Genomic DNA, 17,893 nt, shown 5'->3' on the forward strand with positions numbered 1-17,893 from the left:
ACCTCACTTACTCTTCGTGAATATTGTCGAGAATATCGTCGATCATATCTTCGTTGTAGGAGGTTTTTTCCAGCTTAATGACATCCTCTATTTTGAACTGCAAAAGCATCTGATTCTTAATAACGATACGCATCATACGCTCTACACTTTCATTGATTTCCAACAGGTCTTTTAAGCTGCTGTCCTCTGATTGAATGATCTTTTGCAGTTTTTCTCCTTCAGCATTAATAATGTGGGACAAGCCCATTTCTTCTAATGCGATTGAAGATAAAAGAAGGTTCAGCACATCATGTCTTTTGAGGTGAATGTCGGGTCTGATATGTGGGAGATTAGGCATACTCAAGGTTCATCGCTCCTATCTAGGCTTTTATTTCACTGTAAAGATGGTCTCGTATCTCCTGTAGCTTCTCTCTTAAATCGAAGTGAGCGTGGATGACTTCTTTACTCATTTTGCTGCCCAATTGGAGCATGACCTGAGCAGCGCTCTCTCGATCTACAGCCAAATTCATGTGAATAAGCTCATCCAGTAAACCAAGCAGCTCTGGCTGTACAGCAATAGTTAATTGTATAGCGCCCTGTTCCGCTTCCGATAGAGAAGTATTGGTCGTCTCTTCGCAGGAATCCGGGCTTGTCACAGTCGAGGGGAGGACAGGTTTAAGCGTATTACATTGACTATGAATGTCTCGGGTATCGGCTTGAATCGTTTGAAGCAAATTTGGCATGACAGAGCTGAGAAAATTTGCTCGCAATCGTTGTGCATCAGCAAGAGCCCGCTTTTGATCCATCGTCAAAATAATCACTTCTTCCTTGATTTAAGCTTTTTACAAGATATGCTGCATTAAGGCATTACATACGGTTCTTTTTTAATGGAGACCGAAAGCTGCCTATCATGCAAGCATACAAGCCGCACACCTCCTTTTGCTGTATACCCAAGGATACTAAGGAATATTGTCCTTTATTCCAAAATTAATGGGTGAATGGATTAGTAACACTAGCGGAGCTTTTCTCATACGTATATGGCATGAACTTTTATCGGCATAGAGCCAGTTTGGGCTGTTCTCCTTTTCATTTTTGAAGAGTGCCGATGATCATCACATGAACATATAACGGAGGATACTACGATGAATGAATTTAAAAATGATCTTCAAAATCTCAATATGGATGCGTTTAAAGCGAGCGGCATGACGCCGAATGCGGGTCAAGGCCCAGTGGACCCTAATAATGCTCGCCTTTGTATTGGATTTTGTATCGGATTTTGTATCGGGTTTTGTTCATGCGGCGGCTGTGGGGGCTGCGGCGGCTGCGCGAGATGTGGAGGCTGTGCCCGCTGCGCCGGTTGCGCACGCTGCGCTGGCTGTGCCCGTTGCCGTTAAAAAGCTAGCTATAGCCTATCAATAAAAGCGAAAGACACTTCTGCAAACCGTGTGGGATGCTGGGGTGTCTTTCTATGCATATGCTGGCATGACGGACAAATAGACGTACATACCTTTGTAGAGGAACGCAAGTTACGACAAGAAAGTTGAATTTCATAATAAGGAGGAATGAAATTTGGATCCTTCTACGCGCCTTAAAGTGAGAGGAGATACTTTTTTTCTCCCGAGCTCAGACGGAAGCGTTTATTTCCGCAACAATATTGGTTCATTTCGAATGGAAGGCAGTACGATTGCGCAATGGATTGAAAAATTAATGCCTGTATTTAATGGTGAGCATACGATGCATGATTTGACCGACGGCTTGACGGAACAATATCTTAATCATGTCTATGAGATTGCAAAGGTATTGTATGCGAACGGTTATGTCCAAGATGTAAGCCAGGATCGTCCCCATCAGCTGCAAGAGAGCATTGTTAAGAGATATGATTCTCAAATCGCGTTTTTGGACAGCTTGGAAGGGTCAGGCGCATACCGTTTCCAATTATATCGTCAGTCCAGCGTGCTTGTTATTGGAGCTGGCACTTTTTTGGTTTCACTTGTCAAATCATTGCTCGAGTCTGGTTTGCCGCAATTCCACTGGCTAAGCCTGCACTCGGAAAAGGCGAATCAAGAGCGGATATTGGAGCTGGAGCAGCATTATCGCACGTTGGATTCGGAGGTCAGGGTGGACGAGATCAGCTTGCCGAAGGAGGGGGAAGCTGATTGGTCTTCGATTGTCGAGCCATATGCTGCGGTATTATTCGTATCGGAGCAGGGAGGAGAGCCTGAGCTAAGATTGCTTAATGAAATCTGCCGTCACAAAAACAAGGCACTGCTGCCGGCTGTTATTTTTGGGCAGGCTGGTCTCGCGGCTCCGCTGTCCTATTCCAGTTCGGAGGGGGATTGGGAATCTGTATGGCGCAGAGTCCATCATTCTGCGATCTATAAGGATTCAGAGGTTCACACTGCTTCACCTATTGCAGAATCGCTGCTCGCTAACGTCATCGCCTTCGAATGGTTGAAAACAGCAGCAGAAGTAACAACACCAGATAAAAATAATAAGCTGTTTCTGCTTAATTTAGAGACGCTAGAAGGGCAGTGGCATTCGTTTCTTCCCCATCCGTTAGTGGATAATCAACGATTCATGGAGAAGATGGAAAAGGTTGATTGGCAAGCAGGAACGGATTCAGAGAAAGGGGCTCCAAGTGAATTGCTGCCTTTCTTCAGTCAGCTAACCTCAATGGCAACAGGTATCTTCCATATCTGGGAGGAGGGAGAACTGCGCCAGCTTCCACTGTCGCAGTGCCGCATTCAGTCTGTTGATCCCCTGTCAGTTGGTCCTGCGCGGCTTCTTCCTGACAGGATATGCAATGGCTATACGCATGAAGAGGCACGAAGGGAAGCGGGCCTTATCGGAATCGAAGCTTATGTGTCACGCATCGTGAATGTGCAAACCAATCGGGGGAGTGAGGAATTTGGCAGAGCTGACGTTCAGGCATTCGGTGAGATTATAAGCGTAGGTGCCGGTGAGACGTTCGAAGAGGGTGTCTGCCGCGCTTTGCAAAAGTATTTAATGGATGTACGGTCAAAACGATACGAGGCTCACACACCGTCTATCACGCTGGTGAAGCTGAGTCATGTAGAGGATGGACGATGCCGGTACTATATAAATGCTTTAACTACGATGCAAGGAGCGCTTAAGTTCGGGCTGGGCGAGTGCGTATTAGGTTTTCCAACGGTGTGGCTGCAAGCAAATGACCGCTGGTATGACGCAGCTGATCTCAATATAACTCGGGCACTACGGAGCGTGCTAATGGAAGCCCTGCTTGATGCGCAAAACAGGCAATTGACGGTGAAGGGACATGATGCAGCTTCATTGTATGTAAATGTAAAAGAATCTGCAATGGACGATATTCCGATCCCTGCTTGCGATCCATTCGAGCATCGCGAGGTTTGGCGGATTGCTGTGCAGCAATTGAATGGCATCCATAAGCGGCTGCTCGTATTTGACGTAACCTCCGAGCCTTTTCTGAAACAAGGGCTGGCGGGAGTATATGGCATTTCGCTTCGAGAGGAGGCTGAGGAATGAGCGCGATTGTGGCGGTTATCGGCACAGGTCAGCTTGCGGACTGCGTAAATGATATATTGTCTGCAAGCTGCGAGCTTGTAAGGGTGCAGGGAATGGCTTCCGGGCTGCCAGCCAAGGCTGATCTTGCGCTCGTCCTTAGCGACGGCTGCGATTCAGCTTCCCATCTGATAGCGGAGGAACTATTCAAGCAAGTCGGTATTCCGTGGCTGCGCGGATTTGTTGCATTTGGTGAAGGCGTCATTGGTCCGCTTGTTGTCCCCGGTAGGGCAGGCTGTTCACAATGTGCGGATTTGCGTCGTTTGATGGCTGGAAATGATCGGAGGGACATGTGGGAGCTGCAGCACTTGTTCATGCATGGAGAAGTGTTCTCTGATAGCTGGTCTTCACGCAACGGACTATGGCATATGGCTCATCTTATTGCGGCAGATGTCCACAACTTTCTTATCGGAAACACTGCTCATCTTGAGAATCACATGAAGCTGACGCATTTGCAAACGCTTAATAGCTCGGCTCATTTTTATTTGCCAGATCCGCTGTGTACAATATGCGGGGAAATACCGGATGACTCTGCCATAGCTGCGCGAATAAAGCTGCATGCGAGCCCGAAAATTAGTGAAAACAGCTACCGTACTCGTTCGATGGTGGAGCTGCAGGCCGCGCTTTCCAATGATTATTTGGATAATCGCAGTGGTTTCTTGATTGGGAAAATGATTGATCTTGTGTCGCCATTTGCAGATGCCAGCATCATTCTGCCGATGTTCTCAGGAGATGAAGGTTGCGCAGGGCGTACCCATTCCTTTGCCGACAGCGAAATGACAGCGATCTTGGAGGGGCTGGAACGTTATTGCGGCATATCGCCGCGGGGAAAGCGGACAGCGGTTCATGACAGTTTCGCCCATTTGACAGAGCTGGCGCTAGACCCTTCTCGCGTAGGCATACATGACAAGGCGCAGTATGAACAGCCGGGCTTTCCGTTCCAACCATTTGATCCAAGCAGGGAAATCGATTGGGTGTGGGGATATTCGTTCTTGCAGGAGAGGCCTATCCTCGTGCCAGAGCTGCTCGCTTATTACAGCTCCGGCTGCGGTCACGGCTTTGTATATGAAACCTCCAATGGATGTGCTTTGGGAGGAAGCCTGGAGGAAGCCATATTTTACGGCATATTGGAGGTTGTAGAACGGGATTCTTTTCTTATGACGTGGTACGCCCAGCTGCCGCTTGTTCCTATAGATCCGTATTCCTCAGGTGATTTGGAAATGAATTTAATGGTGGAGCGATTGCGTGATGTGCTTGGCTATGAGGTGCATGTATTCGCTTCGACGATGGAGCACGGCATTCCTAGCGTGTGGGTGCTTGCCAAAAATAGAATGGATCAGGGCATCAATATGATTTGCGCTGCGGGGGCGCATCTTGATCCTGTGAGGGCGGCAAAAGGGGCCATTCATGAGATTGCGGGCATGCTGCTTGGGTTTAACGAAAAGCTGGAGGCGAACCGCGACCTCTATGAGCAAATGCTTCATGATCCTTTTCTCGTGCGGCAAATGGAGGATCACTCCATGCTGTACGGCTTGAAGGAAGCAGAAGAAAGGCTGAATTTCCTGCTTCATAATGGTCGGCCAGCTCTCTCATTTAAAGAAGCTTTTAAATCGAGAACGCCGCATGCCGATTTAACGGATGAATTACAGATGTTGCTCCAAACGTTCAGAGAGCTGAATTTGGAGGTAATCGTTGTTAATCAAACAACGCCAGAAACGCTGAGAAATGGGCTTCATTGTGTGAAGGTGCTCATTCCCGGCATGCTTCCTATGACATTCGGCCAACACCTTGTCCGCTTGACGGGCCTAGAGCGAGTGCTGCGGATACCAGCAGAGCTGGGCTACGTGAAGGAGCCGCTTAAGCAAGAACAACTCAATGGTTATCCGCATCCGTTTCCATAAGTCATGGGCTCTCGTACAGGTTGCTTTTTCATGTGGTGGAGACTTAGGAGGAGGGACCAATGCGTCTGAAGGAAATGAGTCTGAAGGCATTTTTGCACCAGCTGCAATACGAGCCTGACAAAGCTAAACCGCAAGACGTGGAAGTAGATTGGGAGAACGCGCCTCTGCCATATAAGCTATATCGTCATCTGCAAGCCTTCCCTCTCGCTTCCGATGTTCCGCTAAAGCTAACGGGCAAACGGGAGCAAGGGAAGCCGACACTTCGGGACATCGGGCATTTTTTATGGTACACCTTTGGTCTGTCACAGCTGAGTCAAGCTGCTATTGCGAGCAATACGGGAGAGGCATGGGAAAGCTCCGTACAGCTTTGCAGAAGGTTTGTTCCTTCAGGCGGAGGGCTGTATCCGAGTGAAATTTATATGTATTTGAAGCTGGAGGAATTGCCTGACGGCATTTATCATTATGATGCGGCTCATCATCGTTTGGTTTTATTGCGTGAAGGTCAATTTGATTCTTATGTAGGCAAGGCCTTGGGCAATCGCTGCAACGTAGCAGGCTGCTTCGCAGTTGCTTTTGTATCGACGTTGTTTTGGAAAAACTTTTATAAATATAATAATTTCTCATATCGTTTGCAGGGACTGGACGCAGGCTTGTTAATAGGACAGTTGCTTGAGGTTGCGAAGTGCTTTGACTTTGAGACGGGCGTGTACTTTCAATATCTTGACCGTGCTATCAATCATTTGCTGGGCTTGGCAGAGGCAGAGGAAAGTGTATATGCTGTCATTCCGCTGGCAACAGATGCTAGCATGGAATGGTTTCACCATGATACTAGCAATAACAATCGGATGTCATCCGTACAATTATGCAGTCAGCTTCCGATGATTAAGCACGAGCTTTATATGCGTTCGAAAAAAGTGTCGGACTATCCGATGCTGACTAAGCTGAATGAAGCCTCCCTAATGGATTCCGCTCATTTATTTAAATATCTGAAAAGGGAGCAAGGATTGGCTTATCCATATCAGAATCATTATTTGCCTCAAGTAAATAGACTGGCCTATGATTTAGCAGAGGTATGCAGACAGCGTTACTCGCCAGAAAATGAATTTGTGCTGGAAGCAGTGAGTCAGTCGGAGGTAGCGGCACTGCTGCAAGAGATTATGGATTCTTATTCTTATCGAAATGATCTAGATGGTTCGATACAGAGCCTAGTGCCTCGCGTAAAGCTATATGGCTGCTTTTATGGCGTTGAAGGAATTCATAATGGCGCCTATTATTATGATGCTGCGGCGCATGCATTGCAGCTTGCTCGGGCCGGCGATCAGAGGCCATGGCTTCAGTACGGGTTGTCATTGGATAACGTGAATTTATTCCAGGTGCCGCTGAACTTTCATGTAGCGGGTGATCGGGGACATCTACATGACGAGCTTGGTTATCGGGGCTATCGGATTCAACAAATGGAGACGGGCATGCTGATTCAGCGCTTGCTGCTTGCTGCTGGCGCATCCGGAATGAAAGGACGTCCGCTGCTGGGATTTGACGTTAGTTCCATGGATGAGCTGTATGACTTGGCGCCGCGCGGACACACAAGTCTAATTCAAATCCCCATCGGCCCATGTCGGAGCCGTCCACGGCTAGAGGGAAGCTTAGTGCAATAATTGCGTTTAAGATAAAGGGCAGATTGAATGATTCCATTCAATCTGCCCTTTATCCTTTTAATCTGAAGTCTGTTCAGCGGATGCCTTCTTATGCAATTCACCAGTTGGATGGCATGTGACCGGGAAGCAGAAATGGTGCGGGTGATGATGTGGATGATGATGCATATGGTGCATTATCGGATGAAACCAAGCATGGTGATAATCCAGTGTTGCGAACTCCCATCCATGGTGATGATGCGGGTGATCGTAGTACATATGATCATCCCACATGTCATGCATCATCGGATGGAAGCTATCCATCATCGGATGGTAGTAATGCATGTGGTGGAAGTCATGCATCGGAAAGTAATCATGCATGTGATGAAAGTCGTGCATATGATGAGGAAAGTGATGGTGCATTTGACTAAAGTCCACACAGCAATGATAAGCGGGATGAGCAGACGGCTGCTCATTCACCGTTGTAGGCTTTGAATTTTCATGTTCTTGATTTGGGCTGGTTTGCTGTATTTGTTGGTAATACTCGGGCATAACAGCCGATTGTGGCATATAAGATTGATTGTAGGTCATGATGTGCCTCCTTTTTAACATACTCTACAATATGCTTTGAATGAAAAAAGGGCACATATCCCTATAAAATGGGCTGCAATCTTTGGTTAACGAAGCTGCAATTCCATTACCACTCCAACGACTGGACCTTCATCGTCAATGTCCCCATTTAAGCGAAAGCCAAACTGCTCATATAATTTCTGAGCACCGCTATTGTCAGGATGGAGGCTCAAATAAAGGGTGTTGCAATCATATTGCTGCTGAATATATGAAATGAGGAGAGGGAGAAAACGCTTGGCATAGCCCTTTCCTTGAAAGCGATAATCAATCATGAAGCGGTCTAGCCAAGCGGTTCTACGGATAGAATCAGGCCATCCGTACATGGCATAGCCGACTAGAGTATGCCCGTCATATAATCCAAGGGATATGGCATTGTGCTCGAATAAGCATTCCGCTAAGGAAAAAGCATTGCTTTCTATAAACTGCTGCTGCTGCTCCGAGACGGATAAAGCAGCAATGGAGCGCCAATTATCGGCGTTTGCTTCACTAAGATGAAGGCTCATTCCTATTCCTCTTTTCCGTTCATTTGTGTAGTAATAGCTGTTAGTTTTTCATGACTGTTCGGGTTTCATGCAGGAGTGAAAAGGGTATTGAAATACGTATCAGCTTGTTGCTGGATGAGATGGACACCGGCAGGCATAACTATAGATTGACATGTGATCGGAAAAGGAGATGACAACAATGTCTAACGTAAAAACAGCGATTATTTATTATAGTTCTGGAGGAACGAATTATCAATTGTCCCAATGGGCTGCTGAAGGTGCGAAAGAAGCAGGTGCTGATGTAAAGCTATTCAAAGTGGCGGAAACGGCACCGCAAGCTGCCATTGATTCTAATCCGGGATGGAAAGCACATGTAGAGGCAACAAAAGATGTGCCAGAAGTGAAATTAGAGGATCTGGAATGGGCGGATGCTATTATATTCAGCGTGCCGACACGCTTTGGCAATATGCCAGCTCAAATGAAGCAGTTCTTAGACACGACAGGCGGCCTATGGTTTAATGGGAAACTGGTCAATAAGGTTGTCAGTGCCATGTCCTCGGCGCAAAATCCGCATGGCGGGCAAGAGGCGACTATACTGTCCTTGTATACCACGATGTACCACTGGGGGGCCATTGTTGCCGCACCCGGTTATACCGATCCTGTAACCTTCGCTGCTGGCGGGAATCCGTATGGGACAAGCGTGACTGTCGGGCAGGATGGGAAGATGATCGAAGATGTTCAAGCGGCTGTCAAGCATCAAGCGAAGCGCACGGTGAGCGTAGCAGGATTAGTGAAGCAAGGAAAGAAATAAGGGGAAAGAGGCTGTTCCAAACGAGAGGATAGCCTTACTATACGAAAGCAACGAATAAAAAAGGGATAGAGCAGCTGTTATTGCTGCTCATCCCTTTTTATTTGGACTGCTTAAACATATAGTGGGACAGCAAAAGGCTCCGTTCACCGCGGTTCTCGATCAGTTCAGAAACTGATCGGGAACATATTCGATTTTTGCTTCCGCTAGGATGGTTAATTGCTGGTTCTCTTCCTCGTAATTCACTAGCCCGTCTTTGACGTAGTACCATGTTTTTGTTGTTGGCTGATCATCAAATTCATGAAAAATAAAAACATTCAGCTCATGCTTCCATAGGAGAAGCTCTTCGATTGATTCATTCCTAGGGGTTGAAATGGTAAAGGTCCAGTGGTCCTTTATTTGCTCAAATTTGTAATCTATCATCTGCTTACCTGTATCAATAAAAATTTTGCCGCCTACCGAATGCTTGACGATAAATATTTCTTTCATCGGTTCTTCCTCCTTAGGGCAGATCAATTAGCATGAAGAATGCTGATTCTTGTGCAACAAGTGTAAGCTCGGATACAGCTTCGATTCTGGCGGTATCTCTTTGGTTAAGGGTTGTCTCGTTCGCAGTGAGCTCGCCTTCAATTAGGAATAGGAAAATACGGCGGCCCTCCTCTTGTGTGAAGGATAGCTCTTGTCCTTTGTCTAGCTTGCTCAAATAAATCATCATGTCTTGCTGAATAAGAGCTACCTGTTCGGAAGAACGGTGAGAGACGACTGGAAGCAGCGCATTAACCATGCTCTCTGTATTATAGCTGCTTGTTTCGTAAGAGGGAGTAAGCCCTTTTTCCCTTGGCATGAACCACAATTGAAGAAGGGAGAGGTCGTCGGTCTTAGAGGCATTGTACTCCGCATGAATAATTCCCGTCCCCGTAGTCATTCGTTGAACCTGCCCGTAGGAAGTAACCTCGACATTGCCCAGATTGTCTTCATGGCGAATTTGGCCTTCCAGAACAATGGAGACGATCTCCATATCGCTGTGGGGATGGGCACCGAGGCCATGACTGGCTGCAAGATAATCGTCGTTACAGACACGCATGACTCCGAAGCTTCTATTGGCGTCATCCTGATATTCTCCGAAGGAGAAGCTTGGTCGGCTGCGAATCCAGCCATGATCAACGGAGTACCTGGAATCTGCGGGATAGACTTGTATCATAATAATTCCTCCTTGGTATGGTTTGTTTCGAAAAGATTAGAACGCGGTGCTGCCCATTTTGCCTGACTGGAAATCATGGAATGCTTCAATAATTTCTTCCTCACTGTTCATTACGAAGGGGCCATGCTGATAAATGGGCTCATTGATGGGCTCACCGCTTAATACAATAACGAGCGTGTCATTGGTGAAAAATACCCTCAATTGCTCGTAATGTTGTCATCTGCGTAGACCCCTTTGTCTAATGATGTGTGCACAGCAATAAGGATAGGATTTCCGTGCGTCATATATCTCAAATTTAATAATCTTTAATTAAAGATATATGACAGGCTTTACTTTGTCAAGTTAATAGCGTAATGGGGATCGGGACAGCGTGATGCTCTCCCGATCTGTTCGTAAATAAACAATTATTTAAAGCTTGAGATTACTGCTATGACCCGGCGACAGCTTAGCATTCGGATCAATATATACCTTGGCATTGTTGATGGCAGTAGGGGCTTCGCCGAAGCCAACCGCAATTAGTTTGAGCTTGCCTGGATAAGTCGTAATGTCACCGGCAGCAAAAATGCCAGGTATATTCGTCTCCATACGGGTGTCAACGACGATGGAATTATCTTTAATCTCAATTCCCCATTGTGCTATCGGACCGAGTGAAGAGACGAACCCATAGTTGACGATGAGGGAGTCACAAGCAAGTTCCTGTGTTTCTCCAGTCTTGCTATGGGCTACGGTTATTTTGTTAAGCTCTTGATCGCCATGCAGCTGTTGAATATCCACAGGCGTAACGACCTGCACGGTGGAGCGCATAAGATTATCCACGCTGTGCTCATGCGCACGGAACTTGTCTCTCCGGTGAATAAGCGTAACTTGCTCGGCGATCGGCTCCAGCATAAGAGCCCAGTCGACCGCAGAATCGCCGCCTCCGCAGACAACGACCTTTTGCCCGGCAAAAGTGTTCAGATCTTTGATGAAATAATGCAGATTCTTATGTTCAAAGCGCGGAGCCTCAGGCAGCTCCAAGCGTCTCGGTTCAAAGGCGCCAACGCCTGCGGTTATAATAACGGCTCTGCTATAATGAGTGCCTTTGTCTGTAACAATCTGAAAATGATGCTCGGCTATTTTATTGACCTCAAGCACTTTTTCTTCTAAAGCAACTTGGACAGGGAAGTGATCCAGCTGCTCTTGCAAATTATTGACAAGCTGTTGGGCAGTCACTTTAGGAAAGCCAGCTACATCATAAATATATTTTTCTGGATATAACGCTGTAAGCTGCCCGCCTAGCGCTGGCATACTGTCGATTATTTTAGCGCTTGCCTGGCGCATGCCGGCATAGAACGCCGCGAACATGCCCGCTGGCCCTCCACCGATTATTATCATGTCCACGAATTCATCGGACGATAGATTAGTCATGATTGTAGCTCCTTATTTAAGTATATTTTATATACAAGTATATATAGTATTATAGCATGAGAAAGATTGCCGTCAAAGGGATATAAATAAAAGGCTTCTCATCCATTGGCTGCAATGAGAAGCATCGTTGTTAATTTTTTTTTCTAATCCGATAGACACATTTTTTGCCGCCCTTGGTCAGGCAATCGGTTCGTTCTACGTCTGCATCCAGCAAGGATTCGAATAGACTTAGCTCACAGGTGCAAGCGTGGTTATATTTGCTGGCGACTTGTGATATAGGGCAATTATATTCGGTCAATAGATAAGCGTCGTCGGATTCTTTCTCCCACTGGGCCATGTAGCCATTCTCGTTCTGGATATCGGAGAGAGCGGCAACTTTCCCCTCAAGATCTTTTCCTTGCAGCTGTCCTTCAAATTTATTAAAAAGAGACTTTTTGCGAAGATCAAATAAATGGTTAACCATATCTTCCCCGGCCTCGCCTTCAAGCTCCGCCAGAAGATCAAGAGCGACCGTATGATATTTTTTGGGGAAATGATCCTCCGCCTGCTTGGTCAAATGATAGACAGCGGTTGGACGACCCATAGGCTGACGAACGGTTTTGGAAGCAATTAAATGATCTCGTTCTAATGCAAGCAGATGACGGCGAACAGCCATTAAGGTAATGCCAAGCTGTTCAGTTAACAATTTGGTGCTGGCTTCTCCGTTTGTTTTGATCAGCATCATAATTTTTTCACGGGTAGACATATCCAAATCATCCTTCATGTTGTTCCACCACCCTATCGTTATATGATTAGTAATAGATATAAATGCGCAAGGAATAGGAATAGCGGAAGAAAAGGAGAACCTTTCACTTCCGCTTTCATTATTGGCTATTATAACAATCTAAAATTAGTGTAGCCTAGTCGATAAACATAGTCAATACATACGTTTATAAAGTGCGCTGTGATTAGTATTAGAATGCTTATTGACAAACAAAAAGATCATTATCATAATTATTATATATTAAAGTTTACTATATTAAATAAAGTGAAATAAGACGATCATGACAGGGATGGAGTTGTTCAGTGGATGATTACAATCAGTGAGAGAGCACAGTTTAAGATTAGCGAGATGATGGCAGAAAGTGATACACCGGAATCGTTTCTGCGAGTAGGCGTTAAGGATGGCGGATGCAGCGGACTATCGTATCATTTGGCGTTTGAGTCGGAATTGCAGAATACGGATCGCATCTTGGATATGGAAGGGATTCAGGTTGTTATTGATCAGGAAAGCGAGCGGTACATCGCGGGTGTCAGCATTGATTTCCAGGAGCTGGCGATGAGCAATGGGTTTACGATTGAGAATCCTAATGCACGTGCAACATGCGGTTGCGGAAGCAGCTTCCGTACAGCCGATTATCGGGGCAAGGCAAATAAATGTTAGGCGCTAATGCTTGCAGAGGGGGCACAATAGATAGATGGTAAACGGCATTTGCATATGGAATAGAGTTGGAACAGGCAATGATTACAATTACTAAGAGGCGATTATGATGCAATACGTACAAATAAACAGCGCACCTCCAAAAAACGATGAGCCTATCGTGCTCTGCATTGGAAATTTCGACGGTATGCATATTGGGCATCAGCATCTCTTCTATGAGGCTCGCCAGTTGTTAACAGGAAGCGATAAGCTGGCTGTGCTTACTTTTTCACAGCATCCGCGTTCGGTAATCGATAAGAATGATGAATTTAACCTTTTTATAACACCGTTCGAGGAAAGGAAGCGGCAATTCGAGCGGCAGGGCGTACAGCTTGTGTATGAAGTTAATTGGACGCAAGAGAATGCGCAGATTACGCCTGAAGCTTTTGTAAAGGACCATCTCACACAATTGAATGTAAAGCGGATTGTAATCGGGGAAGAATTCAGCTTTGGAAAAGGAAGAGCCTCGGACGTTGTGCTTCTTAAGCAATTATGCGCAGCAGTTGGAATTCAAGTAACGAGTGTTCCTCTGGTGAGGATGAACGGCGGGAAAATAAGCAGCACATATATTCGTGAGCTAGTCGCCGCAGGGAAGGTACGCGAGGCTCGACAGCTATTAGGTAGAGATTATAGCGTGTGTGGGACAGTCGTAACAGGCAATCAGCTTGGACGAACCTTCGGCTTCCCCACAGCGAATCTCAAGATCACGGAAGATTACGTGATTCCAGGGGTGGGGGTCTATATTGGATCGGTACAAATCTCTGATCCGTCAGACCATCTCATTGCTTATCGAAATTGCTTGATCAGTGCGGGATATCGGCCGACGGTAGGAGGCAGCAGCTATCTAATCGAAGCTCACGTAATGGATTTCAGCGGTGATTTGTATAATCAGGAAATCGCTGTATCCTTTATTGAAAGGATGAGGAATGAAATTCGGTTCGAGTCAACCGATGCTCTGATTGAGCAAATGCATAGGGATGAACGCAATGCGCGGGAATGGCTGGGGATGCCGATAGAGCGGACGTTGAAATAGCAGATACTATGCGGTTTGAGCTGACTGGAGAGTTTTATATTAAAAGCGTGATGCCTAAACTATAGAGCCTCATACCCAATAGATGGAATAGCGTTATTACGCTTGTCCATCTTTTTTTTGAGATTTTGCAATAAGATTCGCCTGAATGATACGGGGGGATGTAACGCACCCTTTTTTTATCAGCCTCTTTATTTCAGGTATGAGAGTTGCATAACATAGCTTTATTTCAGATGCCTAATAAATGATGATTATACCTTAGTAGTATTGTTATCTTTAATTATAAAGATTGGAGTTACCCGAGACACAAAAACGGTAGTTTTGAACTATTTATATAACGACATTTTTCGACGCTAAAAAGTAATAAAATGTGTTATTGTAGTATTAATTGTAAACTGAGGTCTTTTTTGGGTCATAATTCCTTGATGCAATTGATCCTACCAGCGGTATGATTCACTTAACTTATTAATAGCAATAGGAGGATTAATTTAATAAAAAATTCAAATGATGATCTTGTTCAATTCATATCACCCGAGTTTTCTTTACTGGATGAAAGCATTCAACGAAGGATATATGTTTCTTTTTATAGTATGACTTATAACACGATCTTATCTATTGTTCAAGACCATAGTGTCGGAGACCAAGTTCTAGATACTGAATAATTAGAAAAATTATAGTCAGCCGGATAGCCAGTTAAAGCATATTGATTACCAACTCCACCGTAGCCGCTAACATAAGTAAAATTTCGGGAACCTGTTGTAGACGCAGTTATCCAATCCAGGCTCTTCGGTACTTATTATCCTGTGTGCTTGGCATTTTACTTATTGCTTTTAGAAAGGCTTCCTGAATAATATCTTGTACATAATACTCAAAAAAATGACATAATTAAACTAAATATACAAAATTCAGGTGTGCTCGCCACCTGCATTTTGTATGATAAAACTGCGTGTGAGGGAGATATGACCAGCTATGCGAAAAATTATCATCATGTTGTTCAGCAGCATAATGTTGCTGTCTGTTTCTGCTTGTATGGGATCGCCTAAAGATAGCAAGCCGTCAAACAACAACCTGAACTTGGAGCAGTTCCTGCAAACTGTGAAACTACCCGAAACCCTTGAAGTCTCGTTTGATCCAGCCAAGGTCAAATCTGTAGCCTCCGCCAAAAAGTATACTACAATTTTTCTGGAACTGAACCCAGATGTCGTTGCTGAGGGGTTGTTGCGCAATGACATTATTGCTAAAAAAACTCAGGCATTGGGGCCGCAGTTTCAAACCGAAAGTAAGTCCATTAAAGAATACCTTACTGTGCTTGATGGTGGAAAAGAATTTGGGATTGAGAATGATGTAAACGGGGGCCTATATTATGTTGTAGAAAAAATAGGGTCCACGCCAAAGCCATCTCTTATATCGAATGAGGTAGGACCACCGAGCTTGACTGAGCAAATGCTTGGAAGCGATTCAAGAAGCGGTTACGCTTCTTTTACGGACTTATCTTTTAAGAGTTATGAGGATACACTTGTGGCGATTGAAAAAGAATTATATGGTATCGGTTTACCAAAGCTTGAGGTTGCAGAAGCATACTCTAAAGATTTAGAGACCATCAGAAAACATTATGAATGGTATGTTAGGAACCATCCTGATAGAGAAGTAGCTGAAAAGCTCACTTGGTCTGAGGAGGACGAAGGTTACTTATTTCACTTTCGGCAGTTGATAGATGAGATTCCTATAATCAACGTACAGTGGCAATGGGGAAAAGGAACAGCAACGGGAGCTTCAGGAAACTTCATGAAGTATCCAATAATTAACGCTAACTATACCAAGGACGGTTTGACTAATATTCAAGTTACCGGTATGTATGATGTTGTAAATGCAAAGGCTGGGACGAAAGAGACACTCATCGGAGTTGCGGATGCTTTACAGGTTCTACTCAAGGAATATACAGAACTAATATTGGAAAAGGGGACAAGAATCACGTCTGCAGAGCTATGCTATGTATCAATTCCAGCAGAAAATGCTTATGAATTAATTCCAGCATGGGTATTTGCTATTGCCAAGCCCAATATATTTGTAGATTCCCAAAGCCAAGCGAAGTTTCCATATGACAACTATAGTCAATATGTCGTAAATGCTATGACAGGTGAAAAGTTGTCCGGTATGAGGTGATGGTTAAATGAAACTCTTTTTATCCCTTTTTGCAATAAGTATCAGTCGAGCTATTTTTTCTGTAAGTTTTGTTGCAAGCAGCTGTGGTGTTACATTAGTACTGTTTCTGACTTCTGTCGGTAAGATTAGCCCCCTATCTGATGTGTTGTCCGTGGTGATGTTAAGAGGAGGCGGGAATATTATTTTGATTGTAGGCATATTACCACTCATTCCGTTTGCACTGACCTTTGCTTCTGAATGGGAGGAACGTGCCGCCAGCTTTTGGATCATTCGTTCGGGAGTACGTAATTATGCAACAATTAAGGTTTTAGTGAGCGCTCTCTCTGGTACATTGGCGACATTTATAGGTATTCTTTTGTATGCAATGTTATTGTTAATCAAATTGCCGTTCTTTACCCGGATTACTAGTGGTGATGCGTATACAATATTGTTGGAAGCAGGAATGCCGTTTCGCTACCTTGTTTACTCTGCTGCTCATTTGTCACTATCCTCTGCTCTATTTGCGGTAGCGGCGCTATGGATTTCAACCTATATTCCCAATCGTTTTACAGCAATGGCAGCTCCCACGGTACTTTATTTTGTTTTACTTCGAATGACCAGTTCGTGGGATATACCGCAATTTTTGAAATTAGGTACAATTGTTGAAGGAGTGTACGATCCAGGATCTCCGATAGCCGCAGTGATGTTCAAGCTGGGGACAGTCATGATATTGTGTCTCATGATGGGATATGGGACATTAGTACAAATACGAAGGAGGAAGCAGTTTGATTGATCTGAAAACGATATGGCTTTCTGCTAGAGTCAATTTTACAAAGTGGCCTGTAACTCCTCGTATTTACACGCTTGCAGCTGTCATAATGGCATACTCGATATGGGTCTTTACTTGGATTTCGGATTATGCTTCCGCTGTAGGTGTTGCTGTAACACCTTGGGTATTTCCATACTTACTAACCACTCCTGTTATGTTTCCCATTTATGGAGGCCTGACGGCATTATTGTTTTGTGATGCTCCGTTCGCGGATAAATATGCCCCGTTCGTAATCATTAGAACAAGCCGTCGAAACTGGATAACGGGTCAGCTCCTTTACATTGTATTGGCGGGATTTGTCTATACTGCATTTTTTGTACTTATGTCTATGATTGTATTAATTCCGAACTTGAAGTTTGCTACAGAATGGGGGGCTGTTTTAAAGACATTAGCCTTTGATCCAGGTAGTACTGACAAGTACGGTATAACTAATTTCGCAGTTATCGGAGATCCGGTAATTAGCCTCTTTTCGGCCATCGAAGCAACGCTGATAAGCTTTGGGTTGTTTTGGCTTGTTACTGTATTCATAGGTGTTCTTATTTTCAGTTTTAATATTGTAATTGGTAAAATGAGCGGATTAATAGTAGCTGGTGTATTCACTGGTATCGCATACTTTGCCGTTTATGTAGGTAAGCTTTCTTTTGGAAATGTGATTTATTTCCTGTCGCCGATTAGTTGGGCAAGTATGTTTTTTTTGGATTGGTCCGATTCGGGCTCAATGCCTACACCCATATATGCAGTAGCCTGCTTGTTGGGGGCGATTGTGCTTATGAGTATTATTTCTATAATTGTGTTTTGTAAAAAAGATATGAATATTCAAATAAGGGGATATTGAT

General features: G+C 44.8%; 19 protein-coding genes. 10 read left to right on the forward strand and 9 right to left on the reverse strand.

From position 1 onward, the window contains the following. Positions 1 to 7: 7 nt before the first annotated feature. Together AC50YO_RS07215 and AC50YO_RS07220 are read right to left on the reverse strand one after the other, a co-directional pair. Positions 8 to 337, reverse strand: coding sequence for an alpha-helical endospore appendage domain-containing protein (locus AC50YO_RS07215; protein ID WP_494845322.1), 330 nt, complete (start codon positions 335 to 337; stop codon positions 8 to 10). A 22-nt stretch (positions 338 to 359) separates the two neighbouring features. Continuing rightward, on the reverse strand, positions 360 to 791 hold the full coding sequence (locus AC50YO_RS07220; RefSeq protein ID WP_494845086.1) for a hypothetical protein: 432 nt from the start codon (positions 789 to 791) through the stop codon (positions 360 to 362). A gap of 390 nt (positions 792 to 1,181) precedes the next feature. On the opposite strand from AC50YO_RS07220, the gene AC50YO_RS07225 reads away from it, so the two are divergent. The 4 genes from AC50YO_RS07225 (at position 1,182) to AC50YO_RS07240 (ending at position 7,093) form a co-directional block, all read left to right on the forward strand. Next, positions 1,182 to 1,373 carry a hypothetical protein gene (locus tag AC50YO_RS07225; protein ID WP_494845325.1) on the forward strand — a complete coding sequence of 64 codons (192 nt, stop codon included), beginning with the start codon at positions 1,182 to 1,184 and terminating at the stop codon, positions 1,371 to 1,373. 175 nt (positions 1,374 to 1,548) lie between these two features. Beyond that, positions 1,549 to 3,501 (forward strand): putative thiazole-containing bacteriocin maturation protein, encoded by a 1,953-nt coding sequence (locus AC50YO_RS07230; RefSeq protein WP_494845090.1) that lies wholly within the window; start codon positions 1,549 to 1,551, stop codon positions 3,499 to 3,501. Then, positions 3,498 to 5,438 carry a TOMM precursor leader peptide-binding protein gene (locus AC50YO_RS07235; protein ID WP_494845093.1) on the forward strand — a complete coding sequence of 647 codons (1,941 nt, stop codon included), beginning with the start codon at positions 3,498 to 3,500 and terminating at the stop codon, positions 5,436 to 5,438. Before AC50YO_RS07230 ends, AC50YO_RS07235 begins: the two co-directional genes overlap by 4 nt. A gap of 74 nt (positions 5,439 to 5,512) precedes the next feature. Beyond that, positions 5,513 to 7,093 carry a SagB family peptide dehydrogenase gene (locus AC50YO_RS07240; RefSeq protein WP_494845327.1) on the forward strand — a complete coding sequence of 527 codons (1,581 nt, stop codon included), beginning with the start codon at positions 5,513 to 5,515 and terminating at the stop codon, positions 7,091 to 7,093. Positions 7,094 to 7,150: 57 nt separating this feature from the next. On the opposite strand, the gene AC50YO_RS07245 is transcribed toward AC50YO_RS07240, so the two are convergent. Both AC50YO_RS07245 and AC50YO_RS07250 read right to left on the reverse strand, forming a co-directional pair. Beyond that, positions 7,151 to 7,660: a hypothetical protein gene (locus tag AC50YO_RS07245; RefSeq protein WP_494845098.1), complete on the reverse strand. Its 510-nt coding sequence runs from the start codon at positions 7,658 to 7,660 to the stop codon at positions 7,151 to 7,153. A gap of 86 nt (positions 7,661 to 7,746) precedes the next feature. Continuing rightward, positions 7,747 to 8,202 (reverse strand): GNAT family N-acetyltransferase, encoded by a 456-nt coding sequence (locus AC50YO_RS07250; protein WP_494845102.1) that lies wholly within the window; start codon positions 8,200 to 8,202, stop codon positions 7,747 to 7,749. A gap of 178 nt (positions 8,203 to 8,380) precedes the next feature. Between AC50YO_RS07250 and wrbA the strand changes: the two genes are divergently transcribed. After that, on the forward strand, positions 8,381 to 8,992 hold the full coding sequence (wrbA, locus tag AC50YO_RS07255) for an NAD(P)H:quinone oxidoreductase (RefSeq protein ID WP_494845106.1): 612 nt from the start codon (positions 8,381 to 8,383) through the stop codon (positions 8,990 to 8,992). 159 nt (positions 8,993 to 9,151) lie between these two features. On the opposite strand, the gene AC50YO_RS07260 is transcribed toward wrbA, so the two are convergent. The 5 genes from AC50YO_RS07260 to AC50YO_RS07280 form a co-directional block, all read right to left on the reverse strand. Further along, positions 9,152 to 9,478, reverse strand: a complete 327-nt coding sequence (locus AC50YO_RS07260) for a hypothetical protein (RefSeq protein ID WP_494845110.1) — start codon at positions 9,476 to 9,478, stop codon at positions 9,152 to 9,154. 13 nt (positions 9,479 to 9,491) lie between these two features. After that, positions 9,492 to 10,190: a pirin family protein gene (locus tag AC50YO_RS07265; protein WP_494845114.1), complete on the reverse strand. Its 699-nt coding sequence runs from the start codon at positions 10,188 to 10,190 to the stop codon at positions 9,492 to 9,494. Between the two features lie 36 nt (positions 10,191 to 10,226). Beyond that, positions 10,227 to 10,391 (reverse strand): pirin-like C-terminal cupin domain-containing protein, encoded by a 165-nt coding sequence (locus AC50YO_RS07270; protein ID WP_494845118.1) that lies wholly within the window; start codon positions 10,389 to 10,391, stop codon positions 10,227 to 10,229. A gap of 207 nt (positions 10,392 to 10,598) precedes the next feature. Next, complete coding sequence (locus tag AC50YO_RS07275; RefSeq protein WP_494845124.1) at positions 10,599 to 11,597, reverse strand: NAD(P)/FAD-dependent oxidoreductase; 999 nt, start codon at positions 11,595 to 11,597, stop codon at positions 10,599 to 10,601. A gap of 130 nt (positions 11,598 to 11,727) precedes the next feature. Continuing rightward, positions 11,728 to 12,360: a helix-turn-helix transcriptional regulator gene (locus AC50YO_RS07280; protein ID WP_494845128.1), complete on the reverse strand. Its 633-nt coding sequence runs from the start codon at positions 12,358 to 12,360 to the stop codon at positions 11,728 to 11,730. A gap of 306 nt (positions 12,361 to 12,666) precedes the next feature. Between AC50YO_RS07280 and AC50YO_RS07285 the strand changes: the two genes are divergently transcribed. The 5 genes from AC50YO_RS07285 (at position 12,667) to AC50YO_RS07305 (ending at position 17,892) form a co-directional block, all read left to right on the forward strand. Continuing rightward, entirely contained in the window at positions 12,667 to 13,020 is a 354-nt protein-coding gene (locus tag AC50YO_RS07285) for a HesB/IscA family protein (RefSeq protein WP_494845132.1), read from the forward strand. A gap of 106 nt (positions 13,021 to 13,126) precedes the next feature. Further along, positions 13,127 to 14,089, forward strand: a complete 963-nt coding sequence (locus tag AC50YO_RS07290) for a bifunctional riboflavin kinase/FAD synthetase (protein WP_494845136.1) — start codon at positions 13,127 to 13,129, stop codon at positions 14,087 to 14,089. Between the two features lie 966 nt (positions 14,090 to 15,055). Continuing rightward, a complete protein-coding gene (locus AC50YO_RS07295) occupies positions 15,056 to 16,249 on the forward strand; it encodes a hypothetical protein (RefSeq protein WP_494845140.1) in 1,194 nt (397 codons plus the stop codon). Between the two features lie 7 nt (positions 16,250 to 16,256). Beyond that, positions 16,257 to 17,021 (forward strand): hypothetical protein, encoded by a 765-nt coding sequence (locus AC50YO_RS07300; RefSeq protein ID WP_494845145.1) that lies wholly within the window; start codon positions 16,257 to 16,259, stop codon positions 17,019 to 17,021. Then, entirely contained in the window at positions 17,014 to 17,892 is an 879-nt protein-coding gene (locus AC50YO_RS07305) for a hypothetical protein (protein ID WP_494845148.1), read from the forward strand. Before AC50YO_RS07300 ends, AC50YO_RS07305 begins: the two co-directional genes overlap by 8 nt. Position 17,893 lies beyond the last annotated feature (1 nt).

Source organism: Paenibacillus sp. J22P59 (assembly GCF_059383895.1).